This is a genomic window from Curtobacterium sp. MMLR14_006 (genome assembly GCF_001864985.1).
Classification (GTDB): Bacteria; Actinomycetota; Actinomycetes; order Actinomycetales; family Microbacteriaceae; genus Curtobacterium.
Genome location: NZ_MJGU01000020.1, coordinates 81,724 through 104,280, shown reverse-complemented (window position 1 = coordinate 104,280; position 22,557 = coordinate 81,724). Strand labels below are relative to the sequence as shown.

The 22,557-nt window shown below is 73.6% G+C and carries 17 protein-coding genes; 10 read left to right on the top strand and 7 right to left on the bottom strand.

The features are described 5' to 3' along the window. Nucleotides 1-23 precede the first annotated feature (23 nt). Nucleotides 24-2,417, top strand: a complete 2,394-nt coding sequence (locus BIU94_RS18200) for a LuxR C-terminal-related transcriptional regulator (RefSeq protein WP_071290548.1) — start codon at nucleotides 24-26, stop codon at nucleotides 2,415-2,417. A gap of 169 nt (nucleotides 2,418-2,586) precedes the next feature. On the opposite strand, the gene BIU94_RS07910 is transcribed toward BIU94_RS18200, so the two are convergent. Beyond that, nucleotides 2,587-3,576 carry a LacI family DNA-binding transcriptional regulator gene (locus BIU94_RS07910; RefSeq protein ID WP_071256909.1) on the bottom strand — a complete coding sequence of 330 codons (990 nt, stop codon included), beginning with the start codon at nucleotides 3,574-3,576 and terminating at the stop codon, nucleotides 2,587-2,589. Between the two features lie 431 nt (nucleotides 3,577-4,007). Between BIU94_RS07910 and BIU94_RS07905 the strand changes: the two genes are divergently transcribed. Further along, nucleotides 4,008-4,778, top strand: coding sequence for an endonuclease domain-containing protein (locus BIU94_RS07905; protein ID WP_175472171.1), 771 nt, complete (start codon nucleotides 4,008-4,010; stop codon nucleotides 4,776-4,778). A 94-nt stretch (nucleotides 4,779-4,872) separates the two neighbouring features. Here BIU94_RS07905 and BIU94_RS07900 read toward each other — a convergent pair whose 3' ends face one another. The 3 genes from BIU94_RS07900 to BIU94_RS07890 are packed head-to-tail and all read right to left on the bottom strand — an operon-like array spanning nucleotide 4,873 to nucleotide 8,329. Beyond that, nucleotides 4,873-6,954, bottom strand: a complete 2,082-nt coding sequence (locus BIU94_RS07900) for a YhgE/Pip domain-containing protein (protein ID WP_071256902.1) — start codon at nucleotides 6,952-6,954, stop codon at nucleotides 4,873-4,875. Continuing rightward, nucleotides 6,951-7,685 carry a hypothetical protein gene (locus BIU94_RS07895; RefSeq protein ID WP_071256900.1) on the bottom strand — a complete coding sequence of 245 codons (735 nt, stop codon included), beginning with the start codon at nucleotides 7,683-7,685 and terminating at the stop codon, nucleotides 6,951-6,953. The genes BIU94_RS07900 and BIU94_RS07895 overlap by 4 nt, the downstream gene beginning before the upstream one ends. Then, a complete protein-coding gene (locus BIU94_RS07890) occupies nucleotides 7,682-8,329 on the bottom strand; it encodes a TetR/AcrR family transcriptional regulator (protein WP_071256897.1) in 648 nt (215 codons plus the stop codon). Before BIU94_RS07890 ends, BIU94_RS07895 begins: the two co-directional genes overlap by 4 nt. A gap of 316 nt (nucleotides 8,330-8,645) precedes the next feature. On the opposite strand from BIU94_RS07890, the gene BIU94_RS07885 reads away from it, so the two are divergent. The 4 genes from BIU94_RS07885 (at nucleotide 8,646) to BIU94_RS07875 (ending at nucleotide 14,486) form a co-directional block, all read left to right on the top strand. After that, nucleotides 8,646-12,143 carry a S8 family serine peptidase gene (locus BIU94_RS07885; protein ID WP_071256890.1) on the top strand — a complete coding sequence of 1,166 codons (3,498 nt, stop codon included), beginning with the start codon at nucleotides 8,646-8,648 and terminating at the stop codon, nucleotides 12,141-12,143. Nucleotides 12,144-12,271: 128 nt separating this feature from the next. Further along, nucleotides 12,272-12,436 (top strand): hypothetical protein, encoded by a 165-nt coding sequence (locus BIU94_RS17780; RefSeq protein ID WP_175472170.1) that lies wholly within the window; start codon nucleotides 12,272-12,274, stop codon nucleotides 12,434-12,436. Nucleotides 12,437-12,622: 186 nt separating this feature from the next. Next, complete coding sequence (locus BIU94_RS07880; protein ID WP_071256888.1) at nucleotides 12,623-13,921, top strand: adenylosuccinate synthase; 1,299 nt, start codon at nucleotides 12,623-12,625, stop codon at nucleotides 13,919-13,921. Nucleotide 13,922: 1 nt separating this feature from the next. Then, the gene (locus BIU94_RS07875) at nucleotides 13,923-14,486 is read left to right on the top strand and encodes a low molecular weight phosphatase family protein (protein ID WP_175472169.1); all 564 of its coding nucleotides are present in this window, start codon (nucleotides 13,923-13,925) and stop codon (nucleotides 14,484-14,486) included. A 42-nt stretch (nucleotides 14,487-14,528) separates the two neighbouring features. Here BIU94_RS07875 and BIU94_RS07870 read toward each other — a convergent pair whose 3' ends face one another. Continuing rightward, the gene (locus tag BIU94_RS07870) at nucleotides 14,529-15,506 is read right to left on the bottom strand and encodes a hypothetical protein (RefSeq protein ID WP_071256886.1); all 978 of its coding nucleotides are present in this window, start codon (nucleotides 15,504-15,506) and stop codon (nucleotides 14,529-14,531) included. Between the two features lie 119 nt (nucleotides 15,507-15,625). Next, on the bottom strand, nucleotides 15,626-18,208 hold the full coding sequence (locus tag BIU94_RS07865; protein ID WP_217639487.1) for a LamG-like jellyroll fold domain-containing protein: 2,583 nt from the start codon (nucleotides 18,206-18,208) through the stop codon (nucleotides 15,626-15,628). 147 nt (nucleotides 18,209-18,355) lie between these two features. On the opposite strand from BIU94_RS07865, the gene BIU94_RS07860 reads away from it, so the two are divergent. The 4 genes from BIU94_RS07860 (at nucleotide 18,356) to BIU94_RS07845 (ending at nucleotide 21,915) form a co-directional block, all read left to right on the top strand. Beyond that, nucleotides 18,356-18,847, top strand: a complete 492-nt coding sequence (locus BIU94_RS07860; RefSeq protein ID WP_071256881.1) for an SRPBCC family protein — start codon at nucleotides 18,356-18,358, stop codon at nucleotides 18,845-18,847. A gap of 95 nt (nucleotides 18,848-18,942) precedes the next feature. Beyond that, nucleotides 18,943-19,917: a CPBP family intramembrane glutamic endopeptidase gene (locus BIU94_RS07855; RefSeq protein WP_071256879.1), complete on the top strand. Its 975-nt coding sequence runs from the start codon at nucleotides 18,943-18,945 to the stop codon at nucleotides 19,915-19,917. Beyond that, nucleotides 19,904-21,247 (top strand): sensor histidine kinase, encoded by a 1,344-nt coding sequence (locus BIU94_RS07850; protein ID WP_083404671.1) that lies wholly within the window; start codon nucleotides 19,904-19,906, stop codon nucleotides 21,245-21,247. Before BIU94_RS07855 ends, BIU94_RS07850 begins: the two co-directional genes overlap by 14 nt. Beyond that, nucleotides 21,244-21,915, top strand: coding sequence for a response regulator transcription factor (locus BIU94_RS07845; protein WP_071256877.1), 672 nt, complete (start codon nucleotides 21,244-21,246; stop codon nucleotides 21,913-21,915). Before BIU94_RS07850 ends, BIU94_RS07845 begins: the two co-directional genes overlap by 4 nt. A gap of 19 nt (nucleotides 21,916-21,934) precedes the next feature. On the opposite strand, the gene BIU94_RS17775 is transcribed toward BIU94_RS07845, so the two are convergent. Continuing rightward, nucleotides 21,935-22,450 carry a hypothetical protein gene (locus BIU94_RS17775; RefSeq protein ID WP_071256873.1) on the bottom strand — a complete coding sequence of 172 codons (516 nt, stop codon included), beginning with the start codon at nucleotides 22,448-22,450 and terminating at the stop codon, nucleotides 21,935-21,937. Between the last annotated feature and the right edge of the window lie 107 nt (nucleotides 22,451-22,557).

Sequence of the window (22,557 nt, the reverse complement as noted above, 5' to 3'; positions counted from 1 at the left end):
ACCGCCCCTCGGACACCGCTCACGTGAGCGGTGTCCGAGGCACGCCGCGACACCGGGTCGAGCGACCACGGCTGCTCGCCAGGATCGAGAGCGCGCTGCAGACCGGTCGACCCGTCGTGGTCGCCGGCCCGCCACGGTCCGGCGTCACCACCCTGGTCCGGCACTGGGCATCGGAGACCGAGCGGACCGTCGTGACCGGGCTGACACCCGGCGACCAGGACGACGACGCCGTCCTGGTGGTCGACGACGCGCACCTGTTCGGCGCCGAGGGCCTCCACGCGCTCCTCGCCCGTGCCACCGACGTCCCCGTGGTCCTGGCCGGCGGGGCGGGCCCGACGCTCGACCGGATCGCCGCGGACACCCACGCGGTCGTCCTCGACGGCGCGGACCTCGCCTTCGACGCCACCGAGGCCGCGACCCTGCTCGGGCGGAGCGTCGGCGTCGTCGTCGCCCCGGTCGTCGTCGCACGCACCGTCGACGGCGTCGGCGGGCTGGTGGGCGTGCTCGCCGCCGCGGCCGCCGCGGTCGCCGCCGAGGACCGTCCGCCCGTCGACCTCGGCAGCCGCTTCCACGCTGCCGTCGACACCGCCACGGCCGACTGGATCGGCACCGTCGAGGACCCCGCGCTGCGGAGCTTCGCCGAACGCGCCGCCGTCGTCCGGTCGGCGCCCGTCGCGTTCCTCGCGGAGCTCGCGGACGACCCGTCGGTCGACCCCGTCGCGGTGTGCCGCGCGGCCGCGGCTGCTGGACTCGGCACCGTCCGCGGGCAGGGCTTCACCTGGTTCGACGCCACCGCCGGCGCACTCCGGGCCGCCGGCGCCGCACGCGACCCCGACCGGCAGCGCGAGGTGGCACGACGGGCAGCGGCCTGGGCGATCACCCACGACGACACCGTCACCGCCGTGGACGCCGCCGTGCAGCTCGACGACCTCGAGCTGCTCTCCGACGTGCTGACGACCGCGTGGACCCGGCTGACCGGTCCCGGAGCGCCGACCATCGCGCGGCTGCTCGACCCGGTCCGACCCCGTCGGGCGGCCCGGTACCCCGTCGTCCTCGCCGCCATCGCGCGCGCCGAGTCCACCGCCGACCGGCACCACGCACGGGCGTCCCGGGTGAACGCAGCCGTCGTGCCCTCCGTCGCCGCCGTCATCGGGACCGCCCACCCGGCCGAGGCGGTCTTCCTCGCCGCGATCGAGATGCAGTCCCGTCGCATCACCGGCGACGACGCCGGCGCGCAACGCGCGGCGGACGCGGTCCGCGAACGCCTCGCCGCGCTCGACGCGGCGGCCGGCGACCGACTGGCACCGCGCCTCCCGTTCGTCCTGCAACAGCTCGCCGCCACCGCGCTGACCGCGGGGGACGTCGAGACGGCGCTCGCGACCCTGGTGCACGTCGAGCCGACCGACGGGCCGGACGGAGCACTGCAACGCGCCGCCGCCGACGGCCTCACCGCGCTCGTGCACGCCCTGGCCGGCGAGGTCGACGTCGCCCGGCGACTGCTCTCGGTCGACGGCGTGCTCGACCTGCCCACCGGCGCACTGGCGAGCGCCGTCGTCGCGCTCGAGGACGGCGACACCGCCACCGTCCTCGCGCTGCTGCACCGCGTCGACCCGCTCTTCGGGGCGTTCGAGCACTGGCCCCTCGTCCTCACCCTGCGGGCGCGCGCCACGACCATCGCCGGACGCGTGCCGCCGGCCGACCAGCTCGCCGCGCTCGACGCCGAGGCGCAGCGCTACCGGATGCGGGCGGTCGCGGGCGGGGTCGGCGCCCGGCTGCTCGGACGGGCGCGCGTGCGGCTGCAGCTCGCCGCCGGACAGCTGCCGCAGGCGGAGCGAGGCCTCGAGGCCCTCGGCCCCGTCCAGGGCTGGAACGCCGCGGAGCACGTCGGTCTCGCGCTCGCCCGCAACGAGCCGCAGCGTGCCCTCGACCTCGTCACCGCCGTCTTCGCGCAGGGCGGCCGGTACGAGGCGCGGACGACCGCACTGCTCGTGCTGCTCCGCGCGGTGGCGCTGCGGCGGACCGGGGACGTGCACGGCGCGGTCGCGTCCTTCTGCGAGGCCGTCGACATGTTCGACCGGCACGGCATGCGCGCGGAGCTGCTCACCCCGCCCCGCGACGACGTCCTGCAGCTGCTCGAGGTCGCCGACGATGCCCGGGCGCGGGCGCTGTTCGCCTCGGTGTCGTCCCTGTCCTCGGTGATGCCCGGACCCGACGTGTCGGTGGTGCTGTCCGAGCGGGAGTCCGTGGTGCTCGCACTGCTGGCCGCCCCGCACAGCGTGCCCGGGATCGCGGCGGAGCTGCACGTGTCGGTGAACACGGTGAAGACGCAGGTCCGCAGCGTCTACCGGAAGCTCGGGGTGTCGTCCCGGCGCGACGCCGTCGAGCAGGCGCGGTTGCTGGGGTTGCTGGCGCCGTAGGGCGGGGCGGAGGCCGTGGTTCGGCGGCGGGCCGCGTCGCGCGGTGCCGCGCGGTGCCGCGCGGGCGTCGAGTGAGCAGAAGACGTCGGGTCGGATGGGTGGACCCGACGTCTTCTGCTCACTGGGTGCCGCGCGGAGTGCACCACGCTGCGCGCCGAAGGCCCCCGGGTCAGCGCGGCGCAGTGGTGCGGCGCGCGACGAGCCGGGGCTCGACGAGGACCTCGGTGGCGGCCACCGTGGGGTCGGCGATCCGCGCGAGCAGCCGTTCACCGGCACCGCGGCCGATCTCGACGCTGCGGTCGTCGATGCTCGTGAGTCCCACGTAGCGCGTCGCCGCGACCGGGGTGTCGTCGTAGCCGATGACCGAGACGTCCTCGGGGACGCGGAGGCCCCGCTCCGCCAGCTCGGACATCGCGCCGAGCGCCATGACGTCGTTCGCCGCGAAGACCGCCGTGACGTCGGGGTGCTCGTCGAGCAGCGCGCGCAGACCGCGTGAGCCGGCGTCCTCGGTGGGCTCCTCCGGCAGGACCGTGACGCACACCGAGGCACGCCCGGACGCCGCGGCCTCGAACCCGGCGCGCCGTTCGGCGGACGCGGCCGAGCGTGCGCCGACGAAGCCGAGCCGCGTGTGGCCGAGGTCGAGCAGGTGCTCGGCGGCCATGCCGCCACCGGCGCGGTCGTCGTTCGCCACCGTGTCCGCGCGGGGGATCGACACACGGCCGCCGGCGATCACCAACGGCATCGAGGCCGGGATCGCCAGGTCGGTGTCCGGCTCGCCGGCGATGACGATGCCCTCGACACGCATGGACAGGAAGCCCTCGACCGGCGAGGCGTCGAGCCCCGTGTTGAGGAACCGGTCGGCGACGACGAGCCGGTGGCCCTGGTCCTGCAGCGACTCGCGCAGACCGGTGAGCAGGTCGACGAACCACTGGTTCCGGAAGTCGTCGAGCACCACGCCCACGGTCCGGCTGCGCGTGCCCGCGAGCGAGACCGCCGCCGTCGAGGGCCGGTAGTCGAGCTCCTGGATGGCCTTGAGGACGGCCTCGCGCCGTTGGTCGCTCACCCGCGAGGACCGCTGCAACACCAGGGAGACGAGGGACTTCGACACCCCGGCGCGCGCGGCGACGTCGTAGATGGTCGCGGGCTTGCCGTCTCCCATGATGCGCTTCGACCTCCGTTGGTTCGTGCGTCGATCGTAGCGGGCGGCGCGACCGTGCACTCCGACGGCGTCGAGTGAGCAGAAGACGATGGGTACTGCACACTGACCCGTCGTCTTCTGCTCACTCGGTTGTGCGGCGTGGAGTGTGTGGCGGCGTGTTGATGGCGGCAGGGGGAGTGGGGTACCAGTCCTCCACACTGGAGGCACGGGGTGCGTCGTCCACGCGCGGCGCTGCCGTGCCGCGGGCAGGGGCGCGGTGCGCGATCGTGTCCGGCATGCGACCACGTCCACTTCCCCCGTCACTCCGGGGGCGACCGTTCGACGTCGGAGCGGCCGACCGCGCGGGTGTCCCTCGTGCGCGGCTCCAGCGTCGGGACCTCGTCCGCCCGACCCGCTCGGTGCGCTGGGAGCGGGACCACCCTCCGGACGCGGTGCAGCGCATCCGTGCGCTGCGTCCGGTCCTGCTGCCCGGCCAGTTCGTCAGCCACTTGTCGGCAGCCGTGCTCTGGGGGCTCCCGGTCCCGCAGTCGGTGGACGACCCCGTGCACGTCACGAGCATCCTGCCCCAGGCGCAGCCCCGCCGCGCCGGTGTGGTCGGGCACCGGGTGACGGCTGCAGACGCCTCGATCCGATCACGTCACGGGGTTCCCGCGAGCAGTCCGGCCACCCTCTGGATCGAGTGCGGGACGGTGCTCGACGTCGATCAGCTCGTCGTGCTCGGCGACGCGATCGTCACCGAGCGCCGCTGTGCGACGACGCCGGACGACCTCGCCGCCGCGCTCGCTGCGGTCGGTGCTCGGCGCGGGGTACGGAAGCTGCGTGCGGCGCTCGAGCTCGTGCGCGTGGGCGCCGGTTCGCCGCAGGAGACCCGGGCGCGGTTGGCGATCGTGCGCGCCGGGCTGCCCGAGCCGGAGCTGCAGGTCGACGTGTTCGACGAGGCCGGGCGCTTCGTCGGCAGGGTCGACATGGCGTACCCGGAGCAGCGCGTCGTCGTCGAGTACGAGGGCGACCACCACCGGACCGATGCCGAACAGTGGGGTCGAGACCTCCGCCGCTACCGTGCGATGGAACGACTCGGGTGGGCGGTCGTCCGGTGGACCAAGTCCGACCTGAGCACGAGCACGAACGGCGCGATCGACCACCTGCGGACATTGCTCGCGTGCACGACGTCCCGGGTCCGGCGTGCGTCGCGCACCGAGTGAGCAGAAGACGACGCCTCGCCCGGAGACACTCGTCATCTTCTGCTCACTCGCGAGCCCGCGGCGTCCGGCGCGTCCGCGGCCCGACCGCCCCGCCCTACCCGATCAGGCTCGGGCGCAGGTCGCGCAACGTGCGGGAGCGGGTCTGCCGCGCCGTCACCACGAAGGACACCAGGAGCGCACCGAGCAACCAGCACAGCAGCACGCCCGCGTCCGACCACGCGGCGCCGAGGTCCCCGCCGTACATCGTCTGCCGGATCGCGTCGACGGAGTACGTCATCGGCAGCGCGAAGTGCAGCGCCGCCAACGGCCCCGGCAGGGTCTGCCACGGGAACGTGCCGCCGGCGGTGACGAGCTGCACGAGCATGAGCACGAGCCCGAGGAACTGTCCGACCGATCCGAGCAGCACGTTGAGCGCCATGATGATCGCGGCGAAGGTCGCCGAGGCCAGCACCATGACGCCGATGGTGCCGCCGGCGTGCACGACGTCGAGGTCGAGCGCGAACCGCACGATCAGGAACAGCGCCGCCATCTGCACGAGTCCGAGCAGTGCCGGGGTCAGCCAGCCGCCGAACACCACCGCGAGGGGCTTGCGTGCCGCAGTGATGGCACGCTTCGAGATCGGCTTGAGGATGAGGAACAGCGCGTACATGCCGATCCAGGCCGCCAGCGAGATGAAGAACGGGGCGAGGCCGGCGCCGTAGTTCGACGCGGCGGCGACGTTGTCGTCCCCGACGGTGACCGGGTCGGAGATGACCGAGGCCTGCGACTCCCGCTGCGAGGCGTCCGACGCCGGGATCTTCGTGCGGCCCTCGTCGAGCGAGTGGGCCAGCTTCGCCGAGCCCTTCTTCAGCTCGTCCAGGCCCGAGGCGAGCGACGAGGCGCCTCGGTCCGCAGCGGCCGCGCCCGATGCGAGCGACGCGGCACCCGACGACAGCGTGGGAGCGGCCGCGGCCAGCTTCGACGTGCCGGCAGCGACCTGCGAGGCGCCCGAGGACAGCGTGGACGCTCCGGTCGCGGCCGAGGAGATACCGGAGGCGAGCGTGGGCGCCGCGGACGCGAGCGACGAGGTGCCGGCCGCGACCTGCGCGGAGCCGTCGCGCAGCCGGTCGACCGAGGTCTTCGTGGTCTCGTAGGTGCTCTTCGCCGAGGCGCCGGCGCTGTTGACCCGGGTGACGGCGTCGGTGACGGTCGCCTGCAGTGCTGCCTGCTGCTCCTCCGTGAGCTCGACGCCCTCGGGCAGGTTGTCGGTGATGTCGGCGAGCACGGTGGCGGCGTCGACGGGCCGGAGCGACTCGACGTCGGCGCTGTACGAGTCGATCGTGTCGGCGAGCTGCTCGTTGCCGGCGGCGACCTGCTGCGCTCCCGCGTTGAGCTGCTGCGTCTGCGCGGGCAGTGCGGCGGTCTGCTGCTGCGCGCTCGCGAGTCCGGACGCCAGGGTCGACGCACCGGACGCGACCTGCTGTGCGCCGCTGTCGAGGCGCTGGGTCTGGGAGGGCAGGGACGCCGTGCCGTCGGCGAGCGAGGCTGCTCCGGCGGAGAGCTGCGCGGTGCCGTCGGCGAGCGTGTGCGCTCCGGTGTCCGCCTTCGCCGAGCCGGATGCGAGCTGGTCGGCGCCGTCGACGGCGTCGCCGAGGCTGTCGCGGACGTCGGCGAGGCCGACGAGCAGGGACTTCGCGGCCTGCTTGCCGACCCGTTCGGCGACGGCGGTGCGCATGGTCTTGCCCGCCTGCTCGGCGATGGTCGACGCCAGGTACGAGTTCGTGTCGGCCGTCGTCATGACGAGCTGCGCCTGCGTGGGGTCGTCGGACTGCGCGGAGACCAGGTGCTCGGAGAAGTCGTGCGGGATGGTCACGACGAAGTCGTAGGTGCCGTTCCGGACGCCGGAGCGGGCGTCGGCGGCGGTCGTCTCGGTCCACTTGAAGTCGCCGCCGTCGATCGCCTCGTCCGCGACGTCGGTGCCGTAGTCGACGTGGTCGCCGTCGAGCGTGGCACCGGCGTCGAGGTCGACGATCGCGGCGGGGATCTGGTCGAGCTTGGCGTACGGGTCGCGGTTCGCCCACAGGTAGGCACCGCCGTAGAGCAGCGGCACGACCATGAGCGCGATGAACGCGAGTCGTGCGAGCGGGGTCGCGGTGAGTCGCGCCAGTTCGGCGCGGACGAGCGAGGTGGTGGTCACGGGGTTGCCTCCGTCGGGACGGTTGCGGATTCTGCGGTGACGGACGGGGCGGACGGGAGGCCCGGCTCGGTTCCGTCGGACAGGGCCGCGTCGTCGGGACCCTCGGGCTGGGACGCGTCGGTCGCGTCGATGGTGTCGAGCAGGGCCTCGACGGTCGCCGCGGCGGCCTTCGAGGTGACGAGCACGACGGTGACGCCGCGCCGGGCGACGTCGCGGACGACGGTGAACCAGTCCTCGACGGCGCCGCCGTGCCGCTCGGGCGAGGTGATGACGACGCCGGACACGCCGTCGCGGAGCAGGGCGAGTTCGACGAGCAGCCGGACGCGCACGGCCGTCGGCACGCGCTGCACGGCGGTGTCCGCGTACTGGCGGAGGCCGAGTTCGTCGAGCACCGTGTCGACGTGCGCGCGGCTGGGCCGCCGGTCGGCGAAGGCGAGCTCCTCGCGCACGACCTGCTGCACGGTGAGCACGGGGAAGGGCTCGGCGATGCCGGGGGTGTCGACGAGGGCGACGGTGCGGCGCACGGCGGCGGCGTCCTCGTGCCCGTCGAGCAGCAGCCGGCCGGTGTCGGGCCGCATCCGGCCGCCGGCGACGAGCGAGGCGAGCACGGGGGACTGCTCGGTCTCGACGGCGACGACCCCGGGGCGCCCGGGAGCGGCGACGGCGGAGACGACGGGCAGCGCGGCACCCGGCTCGTCACCGATGCCGACGTGGTCGAGTTCGAGTGTCATGCGGGCTCCTTCGCGGAGGGGGCGGCCACGGGTTCGGAGAGCAGGGCGGTGCGCCAGTCGATGCCGGCCATGCCGAGCGCGGACAGCACGACCATGCGGCGGCCGTCCTCGTCGGGCGTCCCGGAGCGGGTGGCCTCGTCGAGCACGGCGATGCAGGCGCCCTCCACCAGGCGTCCGAGCGTGGCGGGGTCGACGTCGTCGCGCATCGTGCCGTCGGCGATCCCGAAGGCGCACGCGTCGCGGACCTGGGCGCGCAGGGGTGCGAACACCTCGGCGACGGGTTCGGCGAAGGGGCTCCGGACGGCGACCCGGGCCATCGACCGGACGTGCGAGACCTCGGACCACAGCGTCACCGCGATGGCGGCGAGGCGGGCGGCCGGGGGGAGTTCCTGCAGGTCGGAGCCGGTCGGCATGGCGGCGGCGATCCGGGCGGCCCCGGCCGTGACGACCTCGCGCACGAGGTCGTCGCGGGAGGGGAAATGTCCGTACACCGCGCGCCGGGACAGTCCGGCGGCCGCGGCGATGGTCTCGATCGACGCGTCGGGGTCACGCTGGAGACAGGTCTTCGCAGCGTCGATGAGGGCTGCCCGGTTCTCCGTGGCGTCGCGGCGGGGCGCACGGACGGGCTGGTCGGCGGTGGTCACGGCTCCAGCGTAATAACCTGCACACGGGTGTGCAAGTTAACAGGAAGGCCGTCGCTTCCGTCCCCCGCACGGGGGTGTCCCCCAAAGTGCGGACTGCCCATTCTGAGCGTCAACACATAGCTTCACAGGAATCTGATGCGAACCACGGACTGAGCCAGGAGTGCCCTCTTTGAACCGTGCAACACCGAACCCGAACCCGAATCCCTCCCCACACCGCTTCACACGCGTCCTGACCGCCGGCCTCGCCGTCGCGGCCCTCGCGTGCGGTGGCCTCGCAGTCGGGGGTGCGGCTTCGGCGGCTCCCGCCGGGACCTCGGTGGCCGACCTCAAGCTCGCGGCACCCCTGCGCGATGCGAAGCCCTCGAAGACCGTCTCGGCCTTCATCCGCACGACCGGCAAGGGCGCGCTCGAGGTGGACGCCCAGGCGAAGGGCGGCGACCTCAGCCGCTCGAAGTCCCCCTCGACGCAGGCGAAGCAGCGCGTCGAGGCGATCCAGTCGACGACCGAGGCCGTCAGCGCCGCCGTCAAGAAGGCGGACAAGGGCTCGAAGGAGCTCTACGCGACCGAGTACACCGTCCCCGGTGTCGCGGTCGTCGCCGACGTCTCCGCGCTGTCGGCGATCGCGAAGCGTCCCGACGTCGAGAGCGTCATCCCGCTCACGCCGAAGAAGGTCGTCGAGCCGACGGTCCTGCCGGACGCCGGCGTCGCCCCTTCGGGCGTCGACCCGAGCCTCGTCAAGCCCGGCGCGGACGGCGCCGCGCCGAAGAACGCGGCGAGCGACATCTACACGCGCTCGCTCGACGCGTGGCAGCAGACCGGTCACACCGGTGCGGGCATCAACGTCGCCGTGCTCGACACCGGCCTCGACTACACGCAGGCCGACTTCGGCGGCCCCGGCACCACCGAGGCGTACGCCACGGCGCTGGCGAACGCGAGCGGTGGCGCCCCGGACCCGAGCCTGTACGACGGCTCGAAGTTCCTCGGCGGCTACGACTTCGCCGGTGCGACGTACAACGCCGACCCGTCGGACCCGGCGTCCTACGACCCGGTGCCCGCTCCGGACGAGAACCCCATCGACGGCAAGGGCGGCGACCACGGCACCCACGTCGCGGGCACGATCGCGGGCTACGGCCTGACCGCCGACAAGCAGACCTTCGACGGCGACTACACGAAGCTCACCGCGCAGCAGGTCCAGGACATGTGGATCGGCCCGGGCACCGCGCCCGAGTCCGGCCTCTACGCCCTCAAGGTCTTCGGTGACAACGGTGGCTCCACCGACGTCACCGGTGCGGCGCTCGACTGGGTCGGCCGTGCGCTGACCGAGGGCAAGGACATCAACGTCCTCAACCTGTCGCTCGGCTCCGACTACGGCGCGCCGGACGACCCCGACAACGCCAAGATCGACGCGCTGACGGCCCGCGGGGTCCTGCCCGTGATCGCCTCGGGCAACGCCGACGACTTCACCGACATCGGTGGCTCGCCGGGCAACGCCGCCGGGGCGCTCACCGTCGCGGCCAGCGCGACCGGCCAGTCGCTGTTCGACGCCGTCGAGGCCACCGGGCCGTCGGACGTCGCCGGCACCTACCGTGCGCAGTACTCGCAGAACTTCACCGGCACCCTGCCGGTCGAGGGCGACGTCGTGGTCCCGACCGCGAACGTCGACGGCTGCGCGGCGTTCAGCGCCGACGACGCCGCGAAGATCGCGGGCAAGGTCGTCTGGCTCAAGTGGACCGACGCGGCGCTCGAGTGCGGCTCGGGCGTGCGGTTCAACAACGTCGAGGCTGCCGGCGGTGTCGGCGTCCTGCTGGCGGGCACGATCAACACGTTCGACTCCGGCATCGCGGGCAACGCGACGATCCCGGGTGCCGAGCTGACGCTCGACGCCGTGGACGCCCTCCGCGCCAGCGCCACGGCGGGGACCCTGCACGTGCGGTTCGCGGACGAGCTCAAGGGCTACGCGCTCGCCACCGACCCGGAGTCCGTGAACACGCTCGCGTCGTTCACCAGCCGCGGTGTGCACGGGTCGTTCGACGACATCGTCAAGCCGGACATCGCCGGTCCCGGTGTCAACGTCATCTCCGCCGCCAACGGCACCGGTGACGGTCGCATGTCGATGAGCGGCACCTCGATGGCCACCCCGGACGTCGCTGGCATCGCGGCGCTCACCTTCCAGTCGCACCCGCGGTGGAGTGCCCAGCAGGTCAAGGCCGCGCTGATGAACACCGCGACGCACGACGTCAAGGACGGCTCGCGTGCGGCGACCCTGCTCCGTCAGGGCACCGGCCGCGTGGACGCCCTGCAGGCCGTGACCACCGGCACCACCGTCCGGAGCGCGGAGAACGGCCAGCTCGTCACCGCGTCCTTCGGTGTCGTCGAGGTCGCCGGCAAGACGAGCGAGACCCGCACCCTCGAGATCCAGAACACCGACGGCTCGCCGCACACGTACGACGTGACGTACGAGCCGCAGGTGGACCAGCCCGGCGTGGCCTTCGCGCTGAGCACGAACCGGATCACCGTGCCGTCCGGCGTGACGAAGACGGTCGAGCTCACCTTCACGGTGGCCGACCCGACGGCACTGCGCCGTGTCATCGACCCCACCCAGGAGTCGGTGCAGCAGGGCTACCAGCGTGAGTTCGTCGCCGCGGCCTCGGGCGTGGTGGCGTTCACGCCGACCGACTCGGCGGTCGACCCGATGCGCATCGGCACCTACGTGGCGCCGAAGCCGGTCAGCGCGGTCCGTGCCCGGACGACGGTGCCCTTCACCGGCCCCGGCAAGTCCGCGAACCTGACGCTGAAGGGCCGCTCGTTCGACCAGGGCGGCCTGACGAACGGCTACCACTCGACCGTCGCGCCGTTCGTGCTCGGCGGCACCGACCCGGCCGAGACGTTCCCGGAGGGCTCGGCGGCGCAGTCGCTGCGGGCGGCGGACGTCCTGTCCTACGGTGCGAGCTACGACAAGGCCTCGGACACGGTCGCCTTCGGCGTCCAGACCGCCGGTCCCGACGCCAACCCGGGCGCCGTGACCAACGTCGAGGTCCTCGTCGACACCGACCGTGACGGCGAGCCCGACTACCTGGTCTACGACGCGAAGTCGTCGGCGGTCGACGCGACCTTCGCGACGACGGTCGACCTGGCGACGGGTGAGACGGTCGACGCGCAGCCGCTGAACGGCGGTGCGCCCGGCCAGGACGTCAACACCTTCGACAGCTCCGTGAAGGTGCTCACCGTCACCGGTGCCGCCATCGGCGCGACGGGCAAGTTCTCCTACTCGGTCCTGACCGAGTCGGCGTACGCCCCCGCGATCGCCACGGACGCCTCGTCGGTCGTGGACGAGACGAAGACCGTCACGTTCGACGTGTCGAAGCCGGCGCTGACGTTCAGCCAGGGCGGCACGTCCGGCGTGCTGTTCGCCGACGCGGGCAACCTCACGGTGACCCGTGCCTCCGGCGTGACGAGCGCCAAGGTGCTCGCCCTGCACCTCGGCAACGCCGCGGGTTCGCAGGCCGACGTCTCGACCATCCAGGTGACCCCTCCGACGCTCGCCCTGCAGAAGGGCAGCGCCGTGACGATCAGCGGCACCGCCAAGGTCGGGGCGACGCTCACCGCGAAGCCCGGCACCTGGTCCGCGAAGGCGACGTACAAGTACCAGTGGCTCCGTGACGGGAAGGCGATCACGACCGCCACGGGCTCGAAGTACACGCTGACGTCCTCGGCCGCCGGGCACCGGTTCTCGGTCGAGGTGACGGCCCACGCCTCGGGGTACAAGGACGGCACGGCGACGTCGGGCTCGACCGCGAAGGTCGCTCGCCGCTAGTCGCACGCAGTCCCACCAGCACCGGTGCCGGGTCCCGTCCAGGGGCCCGGCACCGGTCTGTTCCCGGACGGTGCGGGAAGGGGACAGGTAGTTAGACAAACTAGCGAAGCGCTGTCAGGGTGGTCACCATGCAGAGCACGTTGAAGCAACTCCGGTCCAACCCGGTCGAGTGGCGGCGTCGTGGGCTCACCCCGCCGGACGTCATCCAGGCCATGATCGAGCAGCGCCTCGCCGAGCCCGGGCACGCGCAGCCCGTCGGCGATCCGTCGTACCAGGACTTCTTCCGCGCCTGACCGCGGAACGCACGGACCGACCGGACGGGAGGCCCGGTGCCAGCTGGCACCGGGCCTCCCGTCCGTCCGTCCGCCCGCCCGTCGTCACCGTCACGCGGGTGGCGCGGAGGTGACCAGCCGATAGACTCGGGTGGACCACCGGCCCGTCGGTCGCGTGAGGTCCTCCGCCAACGTGAGGAGAACCAGATGCCCGCAGCAGTCATCATCGGCGCCCAGTGGGGCGACGAGGGCAAGGGGAAGGCCACCGACCTGCTCGGCAGCCGCATCGACTACGTCGTGAAGTTCAACGGCGGCAACAACGCCGGGCACACGGTCGTCGTCGGTGGCGAGAAGTACGCCCTGCACCTGCTGCCCTCCGGCATCCTGACCCCCGGTGTCACGCCGATCATCGGCAACGGCGTCGTCGTCGACCTCGAGGTCCTGTTCCAGGAGCTCGACGCGCTCAAGGCCCGCGGCGTCGACACCTCGAAGCTCCTCGTGTCGGCGAACGCGCACGTCATCACGCACTACCACCGCACCATCGACAAGGTGACCGAGCGCTTCCTCGGCAAGCGCCAGATCGGCACCACCGGTCGCGGCATCGGCCCGAGCTACGCGGACAAGATCAACCGCGTCGGCGTCCGCATCCAGGACATCTTCGACGAGAACATCCTGCGGCAGAAGGTCGAGGCGGCCCTCGACCAGAAGAACCACCTGCTGCTCAAGGTCTTCAACCGCCGCGCGATCGACCCGGAAGAGGTCGTCGAGTCGCTGCTGTCGTTCGCGGACCGTCTGCGGCCGATGGTCGCCGACACCGGGCTCGAGATCCACCGGGCGCTCGAGCGCGGCGAGACCGTCCTGTTCGAGGCCGGGCAGGCGACCATGCTCGACGTCGACCACGGCACGTACCCGTTCGTCACCTCGTCGTCGGCGACCGCCGGCGGCGCGGCGACCGGCTCCGGCATCGGCCCGGGCAAGCTCGAGCGGATCATCGGCATCGTCAAGGCGTACACGACCCGTGTCGGCGCCGGCCCGTTCCCGACCGAGCTCTTCGACGAGTCCGGCGAGTTCCTGCGCGCCAACGGCTTCGAGTTCGGCACCACCACCGGGCGCCCCCGTCGCTGCGGCTGGTACGACGCCCCGATCGCCCGCTACACGGCCCGGGTGAACGGCGTGACCGACTTCGTGCTCACGAAGCTCGACGTCCTGACCGGGCTCGAGACGATCCCGGTGTGCGTCGCGTACGAGGTCGACGGCGTCCGCGTCGACGAGGTCCCGGTGAACCAGTCCGACTTCCACCACGCGAAGCCCGTCTACCAGGACTTCCCGGGCTGGACCGAGGACATCACCGGCGCCCGGTCGTTCGACGACCTGCCGAAGAACGCGCAGGACTACGTGCTCGCCGTCGAGTCGATGTCGGGTGCGCGGATCTCCGCCATCGGTGTCGGCCCCGGCCGTGACGCCATCGTCGTCCGCCACGACCTGCTCGGCGCGGACCAGGCCTGACGTGCGGGTCCTGTTCGTCTGCAGCGGCAACATCTGCCGGTCGCCGCTCGGCGAGCAGGTCCTGACGGCACGGCTCGGCCCGGACGCCCCGGCGTTCCGGGTCGGGTCGGCCGGCACCATCGCCGACGACGGCGCGGCCATGGACGCCGCCGCCGCCGCGCAGTCGGCCCGACTCGGAGGCGAACCGTCCGGGCACGGGTCGCGGTACCTGACCGCGGCGATCGTCGACGACACCGACCTCGTGCTCACCGCCGAGCGGTCGCACCGGCAGGCCGTGGTGTCGCTCGTGCCGCGTGCCGCCCGCCGCACCTTCACGGTGAAGCAGTTCGCCCGCGTGCTCGACGGGCTCGAGCCCGGTGACCTGGCCGACGTGCACACCGCCGAGGCACTCGTCGAGCGGGTCGCGCGGCTGCGGGGGACCGTGCCGCCGCCGGCCGACCCCGCGGACGACGACGTCGACGACCCCTACCGCCGGTCCGAGGCGACGCACGCCCGGGTGGCGGACGAGCTCGACGCCGCGGTCACCCGCATCGCGGACGCCCTGCGCGCCGTCGCCACGGCCTGACCGCGCTCGACGACGACGCGGCGTCGGTCGACGGCCGCCGGGTCACTCCGGCAGCCGGTACGACCCGATCGTGATCGTGTGCGCCCCCTGGCCCGCGAGCGCCCGGACGACGGCGTCGGCACGGGCCCGGTTCGGCACCGCGTCCTTCGCCGCCCACGCCGCGAGCGCCGACTGCAGTTCGTGCTGGTTCGTCACGACGGCCGTCGAGGCGCCGCCGCTCCGGTCCTCCGCCTGCACGTAGGCCATCGCCGTCGGCGACGAGTAGAACACGCAGGTGTCGAACCAGGTCCGGCGCGTGCCGGTCGCCGCGTCGACGAAGCCCGCCAGGCGGCGTGCCTGCACGCGGACCTGCTGCGCGGGAGCGGCGTTCTTCGCCTGCACACGCACCTGCCACCAGTTCTCGGCCTCCTGCTCGTGGTTGAGCACGGTCCGGCTCTGCACCTGCACGGCGAACGGCGGCACGAGCGACGACTCGTCGAGCAGGTTCCGGAACGCCGGGTGCACCTCGCTCGGTCGACGGCCGTCGAAGACGATGCCACCCCAGCGCTTGCTCTCGATGACCAGTCCGCGCCCGGCGTCGGAGACGAGCACGTGGTCCGCCTGTGCGACGAACCGCCGCCACGAGCCGCGCTCGGTCTCGTCGGCGGGCACGAACACGACGTTCGTCATGAGCACGCCGTTCAGCCCGGCGGCGATCGCGGCCTGGCGGATGACCTGCGCGGACGCTTCCTCCCACCGCATGCCGCCGCGCGCGAGGTCGCGGCTCTGCTCGGCGGCGGTCAGGGCGTCGCGTCGTGCGGCGTCGGCCTGGTCCAGGGAGCGCCGGTGCTCCGCGTCGCGGGCATCGGCCTGCTCGCGGTGCTCGGCGTCGAGCCGCGCGAGCTCGTCGGCGCGGGCGCGCTCGGCGGCGTCGAGGTCGGAGCGGGCGGCGGATCGGAGTCGCCGCAGGACGAGCACCAGGACGACCACCACGACGGCGAGCCCCCCGGCGACCACCCACGGCACGAGGTCGCTGGTCATGACCCCACCCCACCACGTCGGGTCGCCGGAACGCCGCTGCCCGGCGGCGCGCCCGCGAACGTCGGACGGCGGGCACGGTGCTCGTCGCACCGTGCCCGCCGTCGGGTCGAGCGGTCGGACTACCGGTCCGTGCGCGGCAGACGGGGCAGGGCGCCGAGGCGTCGGCGCACGAGCACCGCGGTGCCGAGGGTCAGCAGCACGAGCGCCGCCACCCCGGCCAGGCCGAGGCCGTCCGCGCCGGTGAAGGCGAGCTCCCCGGAACCGTCCTGCGGACCGTCTGCGCCGGGGCCCTCGGCGCTCGGCGTCGGCGTGCCGGCGCCCGGCTGGGCGCCCGCACCCTCGTCGTTGGCACCGGGATCCTGGGTGCCGGGGTCACCGGCGCCCGGGTCCTGGGTGCCGGGGTCCTGGGTGCCGGGGTCGCCGGGGTCGCCCGGTTCCTCCGCCGCGGGCACCGCGACCGCGAAGTCGACGGCGGCACCGCTCCGGGTCCCGATCGACTGCACGGCCTGCGCCGCCGCGGTCTCGAGCGCGCGGGCACGGGCCGCGGTGCCGGTCAGGGCGACCGTCCACCGGCCGTCCGCGGCGACCTCGGTGGTGCCGCGGACCGCGCCGGACAGGGTCACGGTGGCGCCGGGGTGGCCGGAACCGGTCACGGCGGTCGGCACGGCGTCGGTGCCCGGCTCGTCGACGGTCAGGGCGTCGAGGTCGGCGCGGGCGGTCAGCCACGAATCGGCGCCGATCGGGTGGTCGACCACGCGGGTCTCGCCGATGCAGCCGTTCCAGCCGTTCGTCGCGGCATCGTCGACCCAGTCGCTGCCGAACAGCCACGGCATGCCGTCCTGCACGGTCTGGCCGCCGGTGTCGGTCGCGTTGCGGAGCACCGGGGCGCCGTCGACGTACATCGTGGTGGTGCGGGCGTCGACGTCGTTCACCAGGGCGACGTGCAGCCAGCGACCGGGGATGATCTCGCCCGACCACGCCGTGCGGTCACCCTTCGACGCGTCGGCGGTCACCTCGGTCCACTGGAACTCCTTGAGGTTCGAGATACCGAGCGCCGCCGGCGACGCCGTCCAGTCCCAGCGGGTCTGCGGCACGCCGATCTGCGAGCGGTTGCCGCTGCGGACGATCGCCTTCGACCACGAGTTCGCGCCGTCGGTCCAGGACGGGTCGACCTCGAGGAACGTCTCGATCGTGTAGCCGTCCGGGAACGTCGCCCGGTCGACGGCGGTGTCCCCGGGGGAGGTGAGCGCGCTGAACCGCTTCGCCGCCTTGTCGGCGTTCGCGAAGCACAGGCCGGCACCGTCGGAGGACAGCGGGTGGGCGTCGTCGACGATCGTGACGTCGCCGTCCTGCGCGGTCGGCGAGCCGGACTCGGCGTGCGTCAGGCGGGTGAGGTCGGCGTCCCCGACGACGTCGTCGACGGTCGCTCCGGGAGCGAGCACACCGGCCGCCTGCTCACCGGGACGCCACCAGGCCAGGGTGCCGTCGACGTCGGTGTGGTCGGCGCGGCCGCCGGGCAGCTCGGTCGTGGTGGGCGGCGCGCCCTCGAAGCCGTCGAGCAGCATCGCCCGCGCGCGGTCGTTGAGCGGCGGCTCGTCCGCGGAGCCGGCGCGGAAGTCCGGCGCGAAGCCCGCGAACCGGGTGCGGAAGTCGACCGGCACGGTGTAGCGCTGGTGGTCGCCGTCGAGCAGCGGCTGGTCGTACGAGGTGAGCGTCTCGGTCGGCTTCCACGTCACCCACGGCGACGCGGTCTGCATCGCGAGCGTGCCGTTCGTCAGGTCGAACTCGAGCAGCCCGAGGTAGCCGTCGCCGCCCTCGTAGTCCATCTGGTGGTCGATGAGCACCTGGGTCACGGCGTGGCCGGCGTCGTTCGTGCGGTTCTTCCACGTGCTGCCGTGGAAGTGCCCGTTCAGCGTCAGGAACACCTGGTCGTTCGGGGCGATGAGCTGCTTCCACAGGCGCTCGCCGTAGGCCGTGTCGACCGGGGTCAGGCCGTCGGTGGCGATGTTGATCACCTCGTGCGAGGTGAGGATCGTCGGCAGCGTCGGGTGCGCGGCGATGACCTGGTCCGCCCAGGCGAGGGTCTCGTCGGACGCGCGCCACGGCAGGGCGAGCGACAGGAACCGCTGGCCCTCGGCCTCGAAGACGTGGAACTGGCTCAGGCCGGTGCGGTCGGTGCCGGACTCGACGGTCGGCTGGCCGGTGGCCCGGCTCGCCGGGAACGTCTGCAGGTAGGGCTCGGCGGCGAGGTCGTACGAGGTGTCGAACACGGTGTCCGCCGAGTTCCGGACGTCGTGGTTGCCCGTCGTCACGCTGTACGGCAGCCCGGCGTCGTCGAGCACGGACATCGCGCGGTCGGCCGCCTGCCACTCGCCGGGCTGCCCGACCTGGTCGACGACGTCGCCGACGTGGGTGACGAAGGGGATGTGCAGGTCGTCGGCGTGCTCGGCGAGCCACTGCGTCTGCACGTGGAACGGGTCGTCGCCGTACCGGGGCACGAACTGCGACGCCGAGTAGCGCGAGTAGAACTGCGTGTCCGGCAGCACGGCGAGCGTGAAGCGCGACGCGAGGTCGGCGTCCGGCGCGGCGGCCGCGGCGGCGGTCGGGGAGGAGGACAGGGTCGGCAGGCCGACGGCAGCGGCCACGGCGAGGGCGGTGGCCCCCAGCGCGGCGGACCTGCGGCGGGATCGGTGAGCGGTCACCCGACGATGCTCGCGGCGTCGTCTGTCGCGCCGGTTGCCTGTACGTGACCACAGTGTGAGCGGCGGGCGACGACGGACGCGGGTTGCGCAGGCGGAGCCGCACCGGGCCTCCCGTCCGCTCGCCGGCCCACGTGGCAGCATGGCCGCATGCCCGTCGTCGAGTCCCGCTGTGTCGTGCCGGTCGACGCGCACGTCGCCTTCGCCGTCTCGCAGACGCAGGGCGCGATCCGGAAGCGGTGGGACCCGTTCATCCGGCGGCAGCACCTGATGGACGGCGCGACGCTGCCGGCGAAGGGCGTCCGGACCTCCACGGTGCAGCGCTTCGGGCTCCGCATGGAGAGCGAGTACGTGTCGTACCACCCGCCGTCGAACGTCGGGATGAAGATGACGAAGGGCTCGTGGTTCTTCGAGCGGATGGGCGGCGGGTGGCGCTTCACCCCCGTCGACGGGCAGCCCGGCTCCACGCTGGCGGTCTGGCGCTACAACTTCACCTGCCGGCCGAGGTGGTTGGCGCCCCTCGCCGAGCGGATCGGTGCGTTCGTGCTGCAACGGGACATCGACCGGCGGATCCGGGGCTTCGCTCGCGGCTGCGAGGACCCCGTCGTCCTCGCCCACCTGGCCGCCCAACGCACCGACTGAGCGGCCCGGGAGCACTTGCATCCTTCGATGGAACTCCGGCAGGTGCGTCCCGAAGCCGGTCGTCCCGCGGCGGCGCGTTTCCTAGCGTCGTCTGCATGACGAACACCACCGAAGTCCGGCCCACGGCCGGCACCGCAGCCCGCGACCGAGGGGGTGTCCGCGGCGTCATCGCCCGGCACCCGCTCGCGTCCTTCTTCACGATGGCGCTCGGCCTGAGCTGGCTCGCCTGGGTGCCGTACATCCTGTCGCCGCACGGCATGGGTGTGTGGGACATCCACTTCCCCGAGGTCCTCGGCAGCGGGCAGTTCACCGGCGTCCTGCCCGGGGCGCTCCTCGGCCCGTTGGGCAGCGCCTTCATCGTCACGGCGGTCGCCGACGGCCGCGCTGGTCTGCGGCGCTGGGTGGGCCGGCTCTTCCGCTGGCGGGTCGCCTGGTACTGGTACGCGCTGGCGCTCGTCGTCGTGCCGGCCCTGATCGTCGTGTCCGCGCTGCCCTTCGCCGGTGGCGACGTGCGGGCCCCCTCGGTCCTGGCGATCGCCTCGCTCGTGCCCGGCCTCGTCATCCAGCTGTTCTCGACCGGTCTGAGCGAGGAGCCCGGGTGGCGCGACTTCGCCCTGCCCCGGCTGCAGCACCGCTTCGGCGGCCTCGGCGCGGCCGCGATCCTCGGGCCGATCTGGGCCCTCTGGCACATGCCGCTGTACCTCAGCGACTGGGGCGGGTGGCCGAACGCCCACTGGAGCGAGCCGGTCGTGTTCGCCCTGTTCACCATCACCTTCAACGTCGTGATGATCCAGGTCTTCAACAAGACCCGCGAGAGCCTGCCCCTGGCCCTGCTGCTGCACGTCGGCGTGAACAACACGATCTCGATGCTGTTCCCGGAGATGTACCCGAGCATGACCGCCGGCACGCTGATGATCGGCCTGACGATCATGTCGACCACCGCGGCCGTGGTGCTCCTCGTCGCCACCCGGGGTCGACTCGGCTACGACCCGGCCCGACGCGCCCTGCCCCTCGACGCACCGGTCCCGGACCACGCCCGCCTCGTAGGATCCAACGATGGCACCCGCTGAGCACGACGCGCTGCGCGCCCCGGCCACGCCGGCCGCGCAGCCGACGTCCGACGCACGCCGCGCTCGCCGCGTCGACCTGTTCGTCGCACTCGGCACGGCCGTGGTGGCCCTCGGCCTGCTGCTCGGACTGCCGCCGCTCGACGCCGCCGAGCCCGACACGGCCGGCCTCGCCCTGCGGGCCGCCGCACCGTTCACCGTCCCGTGGGCCGTCCTGGCCCTCGGCCTGCTCGCCCAGTCGGCGGCGTTGCTCGCCGTCCGTCGGGCAGCGCGCAGCACGCTCGTCGTCGTCGCGGCGATCCCCGTGGTCGTCGCCGGGCTCGCGCCGGCCTCGGCGGACCTGTTCGACCTGACCGCGCTGCCGATCGCCGTCGCGGTCGTCCTGACCGCCGCCCGGGTCCCGCTCGTCCGGCTCTGGCCGGCCCTCGTCACCGCAGCCGTCCTCGTCGTCGTCGGCGAGGGAGCGCTCGCCACCAACGCGTCCGGCTCGGCCGACGGCCTCACCGGCGCGCTCGGTCAGGGCGTGCTGCAGGCCGTCGGAGCCGTCGGCCTGCCGCTGCTGGTCACCCTCGTGGTGCTGTCCCGCCGCGAGGTCCGCGTCGCCCGCACCGCCGAGGCGAGCGCCGTGAACCGCGAGCAGGACGCCCTGGTCGACGCCGCGGTGTCCCGCGAGCGGGCCGCGATGGCCCGGGAGCTCCACGACATCGCCGCGCACCACCTGTCCGGCATCGCCCTGATGGCCGCCGTCATCGACCGCCAGATCGACGCGGACCCGGAGCGTGCCCACGAGGGCGCCCGCCAGGTCCGCGAGCAGAGCACCGCCGTGCTCGAGGACCTGCGCCGCCTGGTCGGCCTGCTCCGCGACGACGCCCCCGCCGAGCGGGCCGTCGAGACGGTCGCCGGCATCGTCGACCTGGTCGAGCGTGCCCGGTTCCGCAGCGACGTCCGGCTCGACGTGCTGCCGGGTGACCGTCCGCTGGCCGACGGCGTCGGCCCGCTCGCGCAGCTCGCCGCCTACCGCACCGTCCAGGAGGCGCTGGCCAACGCCGCCCTGCACGCCCCGTCCGCCCCGTGCACCGTCACCATCGACGACCGCGACGCGACCCGGGTGGTGATCCGGGTGGAGAACGCACCGGCCACCGTCCCGGCAGCGGGGACCTCTCCCTCGGGCGGCAACGGCCTGCGGGGGATGCGCGAGCGGGCGGACCTGGTCGGGGCGCGCCTCCAGACCGGCCCGACCGAGACCGGTGGGTGGCTGGTGGAGCTGGCGCTCGGCCGGGAGGCAGCTGCCGCACCCGCGCAGACCGCCGACGGCACCGGGGTGGTCGCGTGATCCGCGTGCTGGTCGCGGACGACCAGCCCCTGGTCCGTGCCGGGGTGTCCGCACTCCTCGGCGCGGAGCCGGACATCGAGGTCGTCGGTGTGGCCGCCGACGGCGGCGAGGCGCTCGCGCTCGCGCGCGCCACCCGCCCCGACGTCGCCTGCCTGGACATCCGGATGCCGGTGATGAACGGCATCGAGCTCGCGCGGATCTTCTGCGCGCCGGACGCCGACCCGGCGATCCCGGCGCTCATGCTGACGACGTTCGACCTGGACGACTACGTGTTCGGGGCGCTCGAGGCGGGCGCCTCCGGGTTCCTGCTCAAGGACGCCGAGCCGGACACCATCGTCGACGCCGTGCGGCAGGTCGCCGCCGGCAACGGCACCCTCGACCAGGCCCTGACCCGGCGGGTGCTGCGCGAGTTCGTGTCGCGGCGGAGCCTGCAGCCGGTCTCCGGCGACCGGGCCGACGGGGTGCTCACCGCCCGGGAGCGCGAGGTGCTCCTGCTGCTCGCGCAGGGGATGTCGAACGAGGAGATCGCGGCCGCGCTCGTGCTCGAGGTGTCGACCGTCAAGTCGCACCTGGCGCGGATGCTGCCGAAGCTCGGCGTGCGGTCGCGGCTGCAGGCCGTGGTGTGGGCGTACCAGAACCGGATCGTGACGGTGCCGGACCAGCCGTAGGGTCGATCGGTCGGGTCGGTCAGTCGGCCGCGGGCGTGGCCGTGGCCGTGATCGGCTCGGCGGCGCCGGGGACGACGAGCTGCCAGACGTCGTCGTCGCTGCTCCGGTGCAGGTACAGACGGAAGGTGCCGTCCTGGGCGAGCGGGTCGCCCTCGAGGTACTCGACCGGTTGCCCGCCCGTCGTGCACTGGTCCGAGGGGCTGATGACGTCGATGGTGCGGCCGGGGGAGTCACCCTTCTCGACGCCGGTGATCCTGGCCCGTCGCACCTCGTACACCCCGCCGACCTCGACCGTACGGTCGGTGGCGGTGACCTCGGCGTCGACCACCAGGGTCGCGAGGTCGCTGCGTTCGGCAGGTGTCCTCGCCGCGACGTAGTCGATGCAGGACCCCGACCCCACGACGTCGTCGCCCGCGCCCCTCGGGCCGTCGGCGCCGTCGCCGGCCCCGGTCGTGCCCCCGGTCGCGCACCCGGCGAGCACGCTCGCCGTGGCCGCCGCGAGGACGGCGATGGTCAGCATCTGCTTCCGCTCCATCGCCTGAGTATCGCTCACCGCGCCCCGGGCGTCCAGCGTCCCGCCGACCAGCCAGGGAACGCGCGTTCCCGTTCTGGGGGTAGTCGACGTGCACCGCGGGGTGGTGG